This is a genomic window from Spirosoma fluminis, assembly GCF_054778895.1.
In genome coordinates, this window is sequence record NZ_BAAGZD010000041.1 from 509,036 (window position 1) to 521,715 (window position 12,680).

Annotated in this window: 16 protein-coding genes; 5 read left to right on the plus strand and 11 right to left on the minus strand. The window is 49.6% G+C overall.

Translation table 11 applies throughout. From position 1 onward, the window contains the following. Positions 1-92 precede the first annotated feature (92 nt). Together ACYVBJ_RS24005 and ACYVBJ_RS24010 are read left to right on the plus strand one after the other, a co-directional pair. Positions 93-407: an ArsR/SmtB family transcription factor gene (locus ACYVBJ_RS24005; protein ID WP_460985274.1), complete on the plus strand. Its 315-nt coding sequence runs from the start codon at positions 93-95 to the stop codon at positions 405-407. A 2-nt stretch (positions 408-409) separates the two neighbouring features. Further along, positions 410-898, plus strand: a complete 489-nt coding sequence (locus tag ACYVBJ_RS24010; RefSeq protein WP_460984829.1) for an SRPBCC family protein — start codon at positions 410-412, stop codon at positions 896-898. 375 nt (positions 899-1,273) lie between these two features. Here ACYVBJ_RS24010 and ACYVBJ_RS24015 read toward each other — a convergent pair whose 3' ends face one another. Continuing rightward, a complete protein-coding gene (locus ACYVBJ_RS24015) occupies positions 1,274-2,281 on the minus strand; it encodes a glycoside hydrolase family 43 protein (RefSeq protein WP_460984830.1) in 1,008 nt (335 codons plus the stop codon). Between the two features lie 570 nt (positions 2,282-2,851). Between ACYVBJ_RS24015 and ACYVBJ_RS24020 the strand changes: the two genes are divergently transcribed. Next, entirely contained in the window at positions 2,852-4,096 is a 1,245-nt protein-coding gene (locus ACYVBJ_RS24020; protein ID WP_460984831.1) for a hypothetical protein, read from the plus strand. Between the two features lie 70 nt (positions 4,097-4,166). On the opposite strand, the gene ACYVBJ_RS24025 is transcribed toward ACYVBJ_RS24020, so the two are convergent. The 3 genes from ACYVBJ_RS24025 to ACYVBJ_RS24035 all read right to left on the minus strand — a co-directional run bounded on the left by ACYVBJ_RS24025 (position 4,167) and on the right by ACYVBJ_RS24035 (position 6,482). Beyond that, on the minus strand, positions 4,167-5,051 hold the full coding sequence (locus ACYVBJ_RS24025) for an NAD(P)H-binding protein (protein ID WP_460984832.1): 885 nt from the start codon (positions 5,049-5,051) through the stop codon (positions 4,167-4,169). 94 nt (positions 5,052-5,145) lie between these two features. Then, positions 5,146-6,060 (minus strand): helix-turn-helix domain-containing protein, encoded by a 915-nt coding sequence (locus ACYVBJ_RS24030; RefSeq protein ID WP_460984833.1) that lies wholly within the window; start codon positions 6,058-6,060, stop codon positions 5,146-5,148. Positions 6,061-6,065: 5 nt separating this feature from the next. Beyond that, positions 6,066-6,482: a DoxX family protein gene (locus ACYVBJ_RS24035; protein WP_460984834.1), complete on the minus strand. Its 417-nt coding sequence runs from the start codon at positions 6,480-6,482 to the stop codon at positions 6,066-6,068. A 125-nt stretch (positions 6,483-6,607) separates the two neighbouring features. Here ACYVBJ_RS24035 and ACYVBJ_RS24040 point away from each other — a divergent pair, with 125 nt between their 5' ends. After that, positions 6,608-6,946: a winged helix-turn-helix transcriptional regulator gene (locus tag ACYVBJ_RS24040; protein WP_460984835.1), complete on the plus strand. Its 339-nt coding sequence runs from the start codon at positions 6,608-6,610 to the stop codon at positions 6,944-6,946. Between the two features lie 164 nt (positions 6,947-7,110). On the opposite strand, the gene ACYVBJ_RS24045 is transcribed toward ACYVBJ_RS24040, so the two are convergent. After that, positions 7,111-7,995, minus strand: a complete 885-nt coding sequence (locus ACYVBJ_RS24045; protein WP_460984836.1) for an SDR family oxidoreductase — start codon at positions 7,993-7,995, stop codon at positions 7,111-7,113. 139 nt (positions 7,996-8,134) lie between these two features. Between ACYVBJ_RS24045 and ACYVBJ_RS24050 the strand changes: the two genes are divergently transcribed. After that, the gene (locus tag ACYVBJ_RS24050; RefSeq protein WP_460984837.1) at positions 8,135-8,725 is read left to right on the plus strand and encodes a Crp/Fnr family transcriptional regulator; all 591 of its coding nucleotides are present in this window, start codon (positions 8,135-8,137) and stop codon (positions 8,723-8,725) included. 80 nt (positions 8,726-8,805) lie between these two features. Here ACYVBJ_RS24050 and ACYVBJ_RS24055 read toward each other — a convergent pair whose 3' ends face one another. The 6 genes from ACYVBJ_RS24055 to ACYVBJ_RS24080 form a co-directional block, all read right to left on the minus strand. Beyond that, positions 8,806-9,366, minus strand: coding sequence for a DUF4256 domain-containing protein (locus ACYVBJ_RS24055; protein ID WP_460984838.1), 561 nt, complete (start codon positions 9,364-9,366; stop codon positions 8,806-8,808). A gap of 14 nt (positions 9,367-9,380) precedes the next feature. Next, entirely contained in the window at positions 9,381-9,764 is a 384-nt protein-coding gene (locus ACYVBJ_RS24060; protein ID WP_460984839.1) for a DoxX family protein, read from the minus strand. Beyond that, complete coding sequence (locus tag ACYVBJ_RS24065; protein WP_460984840.1) at positions 9,748-10,233, minus strand: SRPBCC family protein; 486 nt, start codon at positions 10,231-10,233, stop codon at positions 9,748-9,750. The genes ACYVBJ_RS24060 and ACYVBJ_RS24065 overlap by 17 nt, the downstream gene beginning before the upstream one ends. Before the next feature lie 6 nt (positions 10,234-10,239). Next, positions 10,240-10,563, minus strand: coding sequence for an ArsR/SmtB family transcription factor (locus ACYVBJ_RS24070; protein ID WP_460984841.1), 324 nt, complete (start codon positions 10,561-10,563; stop codon positions 10,240-10,242). 200 nt (positions 10,564-10,763) lie between these two features. Further along, on the minus strand, positions 10,764-12,056 hold the full coding sequence (locus tag ACYVBJ_RS24075; RefSeq protein WP_460984842.1) for a nucleoside hydrolase-like domain-containing protein: 1,293 nt from the start codon (positions 12,054-12,056) through the stop codon (positions 10,764-10,766). 133 nt (positions 12,057-12,189) lie between these two features. After that, entirely contained in the window at positions 12,190-12,678 is a 489-nt protein-coding gene (locus ACYVBJ_RS24080) for an SRPBCC family protein (RefSeq protein ID WP_460984843.1), read from the minus strand. Between the last annotated feature and the right edge of the window lie 2 nt (positions 12,679-12,680).

Consider the following 12,680-nt stretch of genomic DNA (forward strand, 5'->3'; position numbering starts at 1 on the left):
GTGATTCCAATTGATTTTCTTTCCAAAAAGTTTTGGAAACCGAATGGTTGCGCGTATATTTGCAACCATTCGGTTTCCAAAACTTTATCAATATGAGACGAGATATTTTTCAGGCAATAGCCGACCCCACAAGGCGGGCAATTATCACCCTGATTGCCTGGCAGGCAATGACACCCAACGCCATTGCTGAGAACTTCAACACAACCCGACAAGCTGTTTCCAAACACCTGCGTATACTCACCGAATGCGAACTGGTGAAACAGGAACAGCAAGGCAGAGAGATCTACTACTCACTTGAAGTTGAAAAAATAAAAGAGGTTGATCAGTGGGTAAACCAGTTCAGGAAAAGTTGGGAAACTCGCTTCGATCAACTTGACGACGTATTATCAACACTCAAAAAACAATAGAAATGAACGATTTCACCGTTGACAAAACAACAAAGACAGTAACCTTCTCCAGAGAATTTAATGCCGACCTTTCGTTGGTATGGGATGCGTACACGACGCCGGAAATTCTTGATCAATGGTGGGCCCCCAAACCCTGGACCTCAAAAACAAAATTTATGAATTTTGAGGTTGGCGGCCGACGGTTTTATGCGATGGTGAGCCCTGAAGGACAAGAACATTGGTCAATTCAAAAATACACGTCCATCAGCCCGAAAACCAATTTCAAATTGTTGAATGCGTTTGCCGACAAAGATGAAAACCCGGAATTGCCTGGCTCTGACTGGGATTTAACGTTCAGCGAACAAAACGGGAAGACAACCGTACGTATCAGTATTTATAATGAATCGCTTGTTCGCTTAGAGAAGATGCTTGAAATGGGCTTCAAGGAAGGAACGGCTATGACATTGAAAAATCTGGAAGAGTTATTGGCAACTTTATCGCAACAAAAGTAAAGCAGTAGATTCCAGTTAACATCGGCTTGGCGAAGTGGGACTGAACGTTCTCTATTCAATGTTAGTCGTTAAATCGGCAGCAATACATTTGTTCAGCGGATACCTTTCAGACATCCCACTATCGCTAAGCCGTAAACCGTTGATTGCGAATATAAATAACCGGTAAGTGCCGCCTGGGGTTGTTTCTGCGACAGGATACTCGCCCTCGCAGGCAGGTTTGCGGCCCAACGCAGGCAGTTGTATAAACCGAACGCACCGGACTCGAACAGCCGGAAGTCGTTCAGTCGACGTAACAGGTCGTGCCCGGAAAAGCAATCTTGTGAAATCGCTATTGCTTTGTTTCCCCTGTTCTTAATGTCATTCTCATCCCCAACATTAGTTGGCTGGCGCGTACGGTTTGCCGATCACCAGTTTATCGCCGGATAAATCGGCTTCGAACAAATGGGGAACGCGGACGTAACGGCCGTTTACGCTTTTGTGGCTGTGAATGGACATCAACAGCTTGCCATCGAAGGTATGAAATAACATACCATGCCCGTAATTGAGTGGCGAAATGGGATCTTTCTCCTGTAGCCAGGGGCCATCCAATGTACCACTTTTCGAATACGCAACGCCCTGCGTATACACATCATAGATCCAACTGGTCCAGATCATACCCAATCGCCCGGTTTTGGTGTAGAACAGATACGGCCCATCGGTGACCTTATTCGGACGATCGTTACCGGTTTCGTCTTTCTCGCGGCTCCAGGGCGAATCGCTGGCACGGAACAACACCGAGCCTTTGCCTATCGAGCCGCTTAGGTCGGGTTTCAACTCGATCTTTTCGATGGTGCCGTTCAGGTTCTGCAACCACTCGTAGCAGTAAACCATGTACGGCTTGCCATTTTTGTCGACCCATAAGGTTCCATCCAGCGTGGGCATGTTAGCAGGCAGATACGTAGAATCCTGCATGGGAACGTACGGGCCATCGGGTTTGTCGCTGACCAGTACGTGACAGGCTCGTCGTTCAATTGCCCTTCCCTGAACGGTATCAATCCTGACGGCGCGGTTGGTGAAGGTGGCGAAATAATAGTACTTGTTCCTGTAAGGGTGGATTTCAGCCGCCCAGATCATTGGGTTAGGGCCCATCCAGGAGTTTGGGTCGGTCTGGGTAACTTTATAGGGTCCATCCCAATGCCTGAGGTCTTTGCTCTTCCAAAGCAGGCCCCCGGTTCCGGTCATGTAGTACGTATTGGTTGGGCGATCTGCCAGAATAAACGGATCACTCAGAACAATCGAATCCAGCGGAACGTTTTTTCGGACCTCCCGTACTCTGCTTTCCTGCCCCTTCAAAGTAAACGAAGCCAGCAGGCAGCTTATCAATGTCAACCAGGTATAGGTCATAAATCGTCATGGGGTTACGCTTGTCTTGCGCCCCAAAGGGCCAGGGCTTCTTTTGAAAGGATGCCTGACAGCGATTATACCTCAACCTGTTGTGGCAAAGACGAACGCGTCCACTCTACCATGAATTACCAGTCGCTCCTAAGTTGCCTTACGAAGAGCGCATTGCTGGCGTGTACGCCGTGGCGGGGCTATGCGTCAGCCTTTTACATAACTCACGTTACTTTAGGAGTGAGATAGGGCATTGTCTGTTGGTTTCGTTCAAAAAAGTCTGGATAGTTAGTAAAATTAAGTTGGTTATGTGATTTTTGTTGTCTTACTTTGTTTTACAAAGTACTTTTGATTTTGTAGATAAAGCTGCAGGCTATGTCAGTCTATGGTGCTACGTACTAGCCAACAGACTACAGGGTGATGTTAGACGCACCGCTACAGCAGCGATATTAACAATGCCGAAGATTGCGCTTATAACGTATTGATAGTCAGCCCTAGACTAATTAGCCCCCTTCTGAAACCAGGAAGGAAAAACATTGAACGTATTGACAACTCTTTATACACTTAATACCAATGCACAGTATGGAAACGGAGATCAAAAGCAATCTGGACAACCCCGTACAGCTCGAACAATTGTACCGGCGCAACAAGATGTCGTTCAAACGGGAATTTAACCTGATCTATCCGGATATTCGGGAACGGGTTTCGGCCCAGATCTGGCATGAACGACTAAATTTTGAAGCCGATGACATTTCCTGGGGTTCGGGCGGAGACATGAATTTTGTGCTTCTGGCATCGCTCCTGGCGGGACTGATTGCTCAGGTTCCTGACTTTTTCACTATCAACCCAGAGTACTTTTATCCCCGAAACCTGGCGTTCATCGTGTTCCCATTCCTGACGGCTTATTTCGCCTGGAAACATGCCTGGCCGCTGGGAAAAATCATTCCCTTCTCCCTAGTCTTCATTGCCTCGCTGTTCTATATAAATGCATTACCTGACAACTCGAAAAGTGATACGTTCATTCTGGCCTGCGGGCACCTGCCCTTATTCTTATGGTCTATTCTGGGCCTGACGTATTCGGGAGGCCATCTGAAAAATTTGCAGGGACGACTGAATTTTCTGACCTACAACGGCGATCTGGTTGTTATGACTACCATCATACTGATTGCCGGGGGCGGCCTGACCGTCATTACGTTAGGACTTTTCGAACTTATTGGCCTTAAAATCGGTGAGTTTTACTTTAAACACGTTGCCATTTGGGGCCTGGCGGCCGCTCCCATTGTAGGTACTTACCTGGTTCAGGCAAATCCACAACTGGTCGGGAAGGTTTCACCCGTCGTTGCCAAGGTGTTTACACCTCTGGTCTTTGTTACCCTGGTCATTTATCTGATCGCCATACTCTATACCGGTAAAGACCCTTATAATGACCGGGAGTCGCTGATTGTGTTTAATCTGCTGCTAATTGGCGTGATGGCACTTATCGTGTTTTCAATTGCCGGGACGGCTAAAAACTCAGGAAGCCGATTCGTTACGTTCATGCTGGCCGGATTGTCAATCGTGACTATACTGGTCAACAGCATTGCGCTTTCGGCGATTCTGTTTCGAATTTCGGAATGGGGGATTACGCCGAACAGACTGGCGGTTCTGGGAGGCAATATTCTTATTTTGAGTAACCTGCTGCTGGTAACGTACCGATTGATCAGGACGATGAACGGCCGTAGTACAATCGAGGCCGTTGAACTAAGCATAGCCTCTTTTCTGCCCGTTTATAGTGTATGGGCAATCCTGGTCACTTTCTTCTTCCCGGTGGTTTTCGGGTTCAAGTAATCGAAATCCAGTACGTTGTTGCTGACATTTAGCTTCCGTCCCCAACATGCAGATGTTGGGGACGGATTTTTTAGGCTTTATGAAACAGGGCGGCAAAATCTGGGGCAAAATCGTCCAGCTTGACATGACCTAATTCGGGCTTGTGCTGTTCATAATCACCCAGCAGTGCGCCACTGTGCAGGCTGGCACCCATCTCCACAAAGTTAGCAATCACGTGCGCGGGCATCCCGCTCTTTTCCATCCCGTCTTTCATCTGCTCATCGGTCAGAACTCTCCACGTCAAATCCGGCTTACCGATTGCAGCGCCTACGATCTGGGCGATTTCGGTAGCGGTATGCTCATCGCTGGCGACGTACCGTACTGTTGTTCCGGTCGAAGGCCGGCCCAGCTCTTCGGCAGCGACAGCGGCAATATCGAGTGGCGAAACCAGCGCGATCCGGTCATCACCACCGTAGTTAGCCCCTATAAAGCCCGCTCCTTTAATCATGGGAATAAAGCGAAACAGGTTATAATAGAAATAGCCAGCCCGTAGGTACGTAACGGCTACGTCGGACAGCTCATTCAGAATCGATTCGGCATGATAAGCGCCCAGAATAAACCCGGTATCCTTGGATAAATGGGCGCCATAACTGCTCAGATGAACCACTCGCCCGACGCCCGATTGAGTAATCGCCTGCACGTAGTTCGTGCTCAATCGGCGGTAATAGGCGATCTGATCGGCCTCGGCAAAGTTGGGAGGCACCATTGTAAACACGGCCTCAGCATTGGCAAACGTAGTGGTCAGAAAATCAATATCTTCCAGGGTGCCGATGGCTGCCGTAGCCCCCAGTGCTTCAATGTCTTTTTGCTTTTCTGTATTGCTGCTGATTACCGTAACGGCATGGCCTTTCTGGACTAAGTCCGTTGTCAGCGGTCTGCCGACATGGCCTAACGAACCAGTTATTATAACCTTCATAATGATTTGGCGTTTGTTTGTCAGGCAAAAGTCGAAACGCCGGGCTCGATTCCTGTAGCTGAATCTCCGATTGTTGTAGCCGTTTCTCAGCCGATCAGGTAAACGAACGACGGAAGTCGACCGGTGAAATGGCCGTTTTGCTCTTGAACAATTTGCTGAACGACTGCGAATGCTCGAAGCCTAATGCGTAGGCAATCTCGCTGATCGATAAATCGGTAGTCGATAATTTTTCTTTTGCCTTTTCGATCAGTTTGTCATGAATATGCTGCTGCGTGCTTTGGCCGGTCGACACCTTAAGCAGGCTGCTTAAATAATTGGGCGATACGTTCAGCGTTTCGGCAATGGACTGAACCGTGGGCAACCCATTCTCGACCAACGCATCGCTGTTGAAATAATCGGCAAGAATCGCTTCCAGCCGATCGAGAATCTTGTGGTTCGTAATGGTGCGGGTTAGGAACTGACGGTTGTAAAACCGGTCGGCGTAGATCAGTAGTAACTCAAGCTGAGCAATAATCACGCGCGGGCTGAACGCATCAATGGCTGAATGATACTCCTGCTCAATGGTTTCTATAATGCCTGTAACCATGGCTTCCTCTCGCTCCGAAAGGTATAGAGCTTCGCTAACTGAATAGCTGAAATACGCGTACTGCCTGATGACTTTGGCCAACGGCGTATTCCATAAAAAATCGGGGTGAACAAACAGCAACCAACCCGAATGGTCTACGGTTTCATCGGACTCAATGGAAAATACCTGCCCAGGCGCGAGAAAAAGCATGACCCCCTGGTCAAAGTCATACGCCTGCTGACCGTATTTCATCTTACCCATAAAATTCCGTTTAAGCACTATGGAGTAAAACGTATACATAATGCTGTTGGGATGTTCAGCGGGCAGCCGTTTAAGTGCGTCGAAACGTACTACGCTGATCAAGGGGTGCTGCGGCTTGGGAAGTCCCATCAGCTGGTGGTATTCTGTTATGGTGTTGATCCGCTGAAGCTGGCTGCTTTTCATGGCTGCTACGTCTGTTTTGCTGCTATCGGCACTTTTCTGAGTCTGCCCCAGGCTACGAAAGCCGCAATAATGGCAAAAACAATGTTCACCCCAATACCGGAGGCTTCTCCTCTTCCAATATGGAAGATACTGGCACAGAGCATAAGTACAATGATGCCGATGGCCGCTATGGGTGTAAGCTTTGGTTTGATACGTACTAAAGAAGGGAGTATCAACCCAATCGCCCCCAATAGATCGACCAGTCCCGTGAATTTAACCAGTGCCGCCGGAACCTGACCCACCCAGGGCCACATAGCCGATAATTTGTCGACGGGCTGAACCAGTTTCATGCCGGCTGCCCAAACAAGACTGGCCGCTAAACTAACCTGTGCTACCCATAGCATGTTATGGATTGTCCGTGAATACGGTTGCTGATCAATCATTTTTGCGGATTTTTTATGAATGAAACAAAAGTATTCTGCGTTGCTTTCTCGCAGAAAGCGCTATCCGTTTTGGGAAGTACTAGCCAGGAAGATAGTAATGGAGAAATCGTGATACAGACGAAAATATGCTGACAGGAGAAGGTTGCCCGAAAACGATTCTTTCCATTAAAGATGCGCTGGAGGCCGTGGAGGGAAAATGGAAGTTGCTGATTTTGTTTGCCTTGTCTTCAGGTCCCAAACGCTTTAAGCAACTGGCCAAAGAGGTCAATGGCATAACTGACAAAACGCTATCCAAAGAACTGAAAAGCCTGGAAGCGAACCGACTGATAACAAGGGCGGTTTACGACACCTTTCCGCCTACCGTGGAGTACGCGATTACACCACACGGGAAGTCACTTGAGAAAGTAATCAACGAGCTCCATTACTGGGGATTATCACATCGCCAGCTAATCATCGGAAAGTGACCGGGTAAAGCCTGGCGGTATGTAGCCGTGAAAACGTTGATGTATGCCTGCGGGATAAACGATTCTCCGGCTGCAGATGATTGGCATCCACAACCGGAAAAACATGCGCTTTTTAATGAGATTTCAGGTATCCAGATCGTGTGGCAATGAAAATTGGTGTGAGATCAGTTTTCGAAGTAGTGCCCAGTTTCTAAATCCTCAATCAGGCCGGGGTGCGTGGGCTGCCAGCCCAGCTGCTGCCTTGTTTTGGCGCTCGATGCCGGACTGTTGATGACAATAAAGCGGCCCATCCAGCCGAAATGATTAGCCGCTTCATCGGGGGCTACTGACACAACCGGCAGCTTCAGGTGTTGGCCAATGACTTCGGCGATCTGGCGAACCGGGATGCCTTCGTCGGCTACCCCGTGGTAGCGGGCACCGGCCACGCCCTGCTCCAGCGCCAGCCGGAACAGACGGGCCGCATCGAGCCGGTGTACGGCAGGCCAGCGGTTGCTGCCATCGCCTACGTAGGCCGATACGCCTTTGTCGCGGGCAATGCTGATGAGCGTAGGCACAAAGCCGTGGTCACCCCGATCGTGCACCGAGGGCGAAAGTCGAATAACCGACGCCCGCACGCCCAGTCCGGCCATTGAAAGACCGATTAATTCAGATACCCGTGGTCCCACCGGGGCTGGACCGTCTTCGGTAATCAGCCCGTCAGCGCATTTCAGCCCCGACGTGCCTGCCGTCACAACAAGCGGACGGTCAGAACCAGCCAGTACGGAGCCCATAGCTTCAATGGCGGCCTTATCGGTGATACTTGCGGCTTCATATTGAGAAAAATCGTGGATAAACGCCGTATGGATAACCCCGTCGGCATCAGCGGCACCTTGTTTTAAGCTATCGAGGTCTTCCAGACTGCCCCGCAGTACCTCGGCACCAGCCTTTATGAGCACCTGCGCCGACGCATCGGAACGGGCGAGTCCTACTACCTGATGCCCGGCCGCCAGTAATTCCTGAACAACAGCGGAGCCGACAAACCCGGAGGCCCCTGTGACAAATACACGCATAATTTTATCTGGTTTTGTGAAAATGCCCTGCAAAGCTAGGGGGGAGCTGTGCGGCTGACCGAGGTCATTTGACGCAATTTTTGGCGGATCTTTTTCGCTAACTTTACCACTAGCTGTTCTTCGCAGCCTTCGTTTGGCCATGTTTGAAGACTTTATACGTTACCTCCAACAGCAGTTGCCAATGATGGCTGCGGAGCAGATTGAGTTGATCCGACCGGTCACTATGGAGCGGAAAGTGCGCCGTAAGCAACGTTTGTTGGAGGCAGGTGAGGTGTGCCAGTATAAGCTATTTGTAATCCGGGGCTTACTGAGGACGTATCACGTTACCGAAGATGGGCACGAATACGTTATGAAGTTTACGACCGAGGAAGGGTTTCTCACGGATCCGGAAAGTTACACGCATCAGACACCGTCTAGGTTCTGCATCGATGCGCTGGAGCCGAGTAACGTACTGGTGTGGCACCACGACGATTTTGAGGGTTTACGGGCCGCCATTCCGGAACTCAATGCATTTGCCGAACAGATGATTTCCCGCAGCAGCATCGACGCTCAGAAGCGAATCCTGCTGAACATCAGTTCGACGCCAGAGGAGCGGTACCTCCACTTCATCAATACGTACCCCGACATTTTCCGGCGGGTGCCGCTGCACATGGTGGCTTCGTATCTGGGCGTATCGCGGGAAACGCTGACCCGCATCCGGCAGGGGCTTTTATTGACCGATAAAGGATAAGTTCTCGCTGTAACAGCAGCAACGTAATGGTTGATTCGCAGCCAATCCACGAAAGACCTTACGTCGCTGTCTGGGCAAGATCAGACTCTGAGCGAGCCGCGGAAGCCTCTGGCGGCATAGTACGACTCGGCCCCGTTGTGGTACGTAAAAACGGTGTCGTAGCGACGGTCGCAGAAGAGGGCACCGCCGAGTTTTCTGATCGCGGCCGGGGTTTGCACCCAGCACGATGTTTTCAAATCAAACTTCCCAAGTTGCTGCAACGCGCGGTATTGATCTTCGGTCAACAGCTCAATGCCCATCTCTGCCGCTATATCCAGCGCCGTATTGGCCGGTTTGTTCTCATTTCTCAATTCCCAGGCTGCCCGGTCGTAACACACACTCCGGCGACCTTTGGGACTTTCCGCCGAGCAGTCGTAAAAAACGTATTCGCCTGTCGCTGCATCGTACCCAACTACATCCGGTTCACCTTCCGTTGTCTCCATATCATCCAGTACCCACAGCTTTTCCGGGTTAGCTTCCAGCCGGGCCTGTACGGCTGCCCAGTCCAGCCCTATGTGGCGGTTCGTGTTTTTTTCAAAACGAGCTTTCAACGCAGAGAGAAGTTCTTTCTGACGGTCGGCTGGCAATTGCTTTTGGCTCATGATTTAAGTTGGGCTTATTGAGTTATGAAACTGAGTTTTCTACTCACAGGTCTGAAATACCACGACACCACCGTCAGGGTAAGCAACAACGCAGGACCAAAATTCTCGACGGCACCATCTCCACTGGCGATATGTGACACGACTGCACCAGCCATAGCAAAGAAAAAGCCTGCGTAAGCCCATTCTTTCAATAAGGCGAATCCAGGCATGAGCACCGCTATAACGCCCAGGATCTTCCAGCTTCCGAGAAGCGGCAGGAAATAGGCCGGATAGCCCAGGTGGGACATTTTATCGACCTCTTCGTTCATGCCCATTAACTGGACCATGCCGGTCGAGGCCATTCCCAGCGCAAGCCAGATTGTGGAAACCCAATAGATGATTTTAGTGCGCTTTGTCATGGTGTCTTCCTTGCTTTAATACGTCCTGCAATCGGTTATGCGCCATGTTAATGCCCTGAGCAAAAGGCATCTGTAATATCTGATCTCTGAGCGAGACCGATTTGTAGATGATGTGCATGGTGAGTTTGCTGGTGCTCTCGGTGAGCGATTCAAACTCCAGGAATTCAAGCTGGACCGCAAACGCGGGTACGTTCTCCATCTCGAAGGTCCGCGTGATTTTCTGGTTCGGAACAAACTCGTGAATGACTCCACTGAAGCCATGTTTGTTGCCCCGCGGGTCTGTCGTTTCAAACTGCCAGCTGCCGTGCTTTCGATTGTCAAGTTTAAGCACTTTAGTGCCCATCCACTGTTCAACAATCGCCGGCTCTACGTACGCCTTGAACAGCAATTCCAGCGGCAGATCAAACTCCCGGGTGATCAGGATTTCCTGTTTGCCGTCTTCGGCAGCCACTTTCGTTTTTCGCTCCATACGAGTTTATTTTTTCGAGTCGTAATTTTTCATGATGGCCTCCAGCTTGTTGAACCGGTCGTCCCACATCTGGCGGAAGGGTTCGATAAAGTCGGCGACTTCTTTCATCTTCTTTGCATTAATGTGGTAGTAGATTTCGCGGCCGTTTTGCTGCTGAGCGAGCAATTCGCACTCGGTCAGGATTTGCAGGTGCCTGGATACTGTCGGCCTGGCCGTGTCGAAGTTGGCGGCAATGGCCCCGGCCGTCATGGCCTGCGAAGCGACCAGCAGAAGGATGGCCCTTCGGGTAGGGTCGGCTATAGCCTGGAATACGTCTCGTCTTAAATTCATTGCGTAGTCATTTGACTACAAATATACATGTAGCTATTTGACTACGCAAATTTTATGAGAAGTTTGTGGAAAGACTTGCGCTACGTATGAGGACGCAGCTTGTCAGGGGCGCAGAATGGAAACGATCTGTTACGTGTTGCAGACGTACCGAAGCGTGTAAAAAGGGCTGTTCGAACGGACTTGCCCGCAAAACATGTCTGTTACTGAAGCCAGGCCCACCGTTTTGCCCAATCCAGTAAGGCTTCATTACGCCATTTCAGCACAGTCCGGGCACCCTGCCAGATGCCGTCGAACAAGAGCGGGTCTTTGCGGTCTGTGTACCAGTTGGGACCTAGTTTATAATTCGTGGAACGGGGTTCGCCGGGCCAGTGATTGTCGACCACAAACTGTCCACGTTGTTTCTGAAAACCGGGTATCCCTGACGTAATGGTGTACGTCAACGTTTCGGTTTGCTTGGGTGCATATTTGATGGCATAGATGCCGTCGCCCAGGTAAAAGCCAGCCCACGTCTGCTCGCCAATTTGTGCCTGTACGGTCATGGTAAAGCAGGCTGAATCCGGGCGAATGGCTAGCGTCGGCCCTTTAAAATGAAGTTCGACGATTGAGTACACCGGGACGGTATCGGCAAGGGTGGTATTGCGGTTATAAACGATGCGTGGACTGTAATTAAATCGTTCAAAGCTACCGCCCCAGTTATCGCGCGACGGGTTGTTGGGATCGCCATCCATCAGATAGAGAAGGGAAGGCGTATCGCCCATCTTGATAATGCCTTTGTAGCGGTTATCCCTGAAATCTTTACCTAGATAGCTGGTATCACGAATGTACCGATCGTAGTAGTTTTTGTTGTGCAGGCTGTCAGGTACTCCATTATCTGAAAAGAAGCCGTTATAGGAGGCATTGGCTTCGATAAACCAAAGGTTCGGGAAGTTCTTTGCGATGTAGGCGTAACTGTTGACGCTCCACTTCTTGTTGGGGCCGCCAATCCAGTAAACTTTTATGGTCTTCTGAATTTCAGGGGCATCGTGCAGGGCCTGGGCAAGGTCTTCCAGGCCACCCCAGACCAATACCCATAGAGGCTGCTTACGCTGTTTTCTGGCACACTGAATAATCCAGTTCGATCCTTCGGTGGCGGTGGCATACCCGGCGTAAGGGGCCGCCCCGTGCCGCCCTTGCTTGCAAACCGCACGTAAGTCATCCGGCGAAGCAAAGCCCTGTCTGTGTTTTTTAAATTTGGGTAAATCTTTTGCGTACAGGTCAATCAGGCGCAGGATTTCGGCTTTCGATCCATCGCCATACGAAGGCGAAGAAACAAGCCCTTCGATGTCGAACCGATCACTGTACATCAGCAAATGCGCCATCGACTGATTATCATCCGGATCAGTGCCCCCAATATCCGTACTCACCAAAACGCGCGGCTTGACCGGTACAGGCTGCTGAGCAGGCAGGGCCTTTGAATAGCTGAATAGCAAACCAATTATCAACAGCTTACGCATACGCTCTTAGATTACTTTGGTTAACGGTTGCCTTAGCCGATAACGGCTAACGTATCGAACGACCGCCTATTATTTGCATAAAATGACTACCAGAAGCGAAAACGTTGATTTCATTACCCTAATCCAATCGAGATTAGTGGCCAGGCTTTTGTTCTTGGTTTTCAAGTTTTGACTTTAATCGTTGTAAATATTTTTCCATGTCACTACCTGCTTTAAATGAAATAATGAATTTGGGTAGAGGAAAACCCAACGCAAATTTTACTACGTTTATGTCAAACTCAAGTGTATAAACAATTTCTGTCGTAATGTCGAAAATAGGGTTTACCTGTCGTTCACTTCGTAAGTAAAATTCGGCATTTCCGGGTGTTTCAAAAATTGCAAGTCTACTTTTATCATACTGAACACACTTTAGTTCTATCAAATTATCAGGTGCTTTTTTTGACAAATAGGAATATTCATAAACCGTTACGCCTACTTGCAAAGGACCATTGAGCGTTGATTTGTTTATTTCTGTTCGCCATAAAGTATCGTTGACTGGATTAGCGAAGAAGTTGAACACACTTTCTGTGTCTTTGTTTATCAGAATTGTCCCGGTAGTTTTAACGAGCTTTTTAATTGTCATTT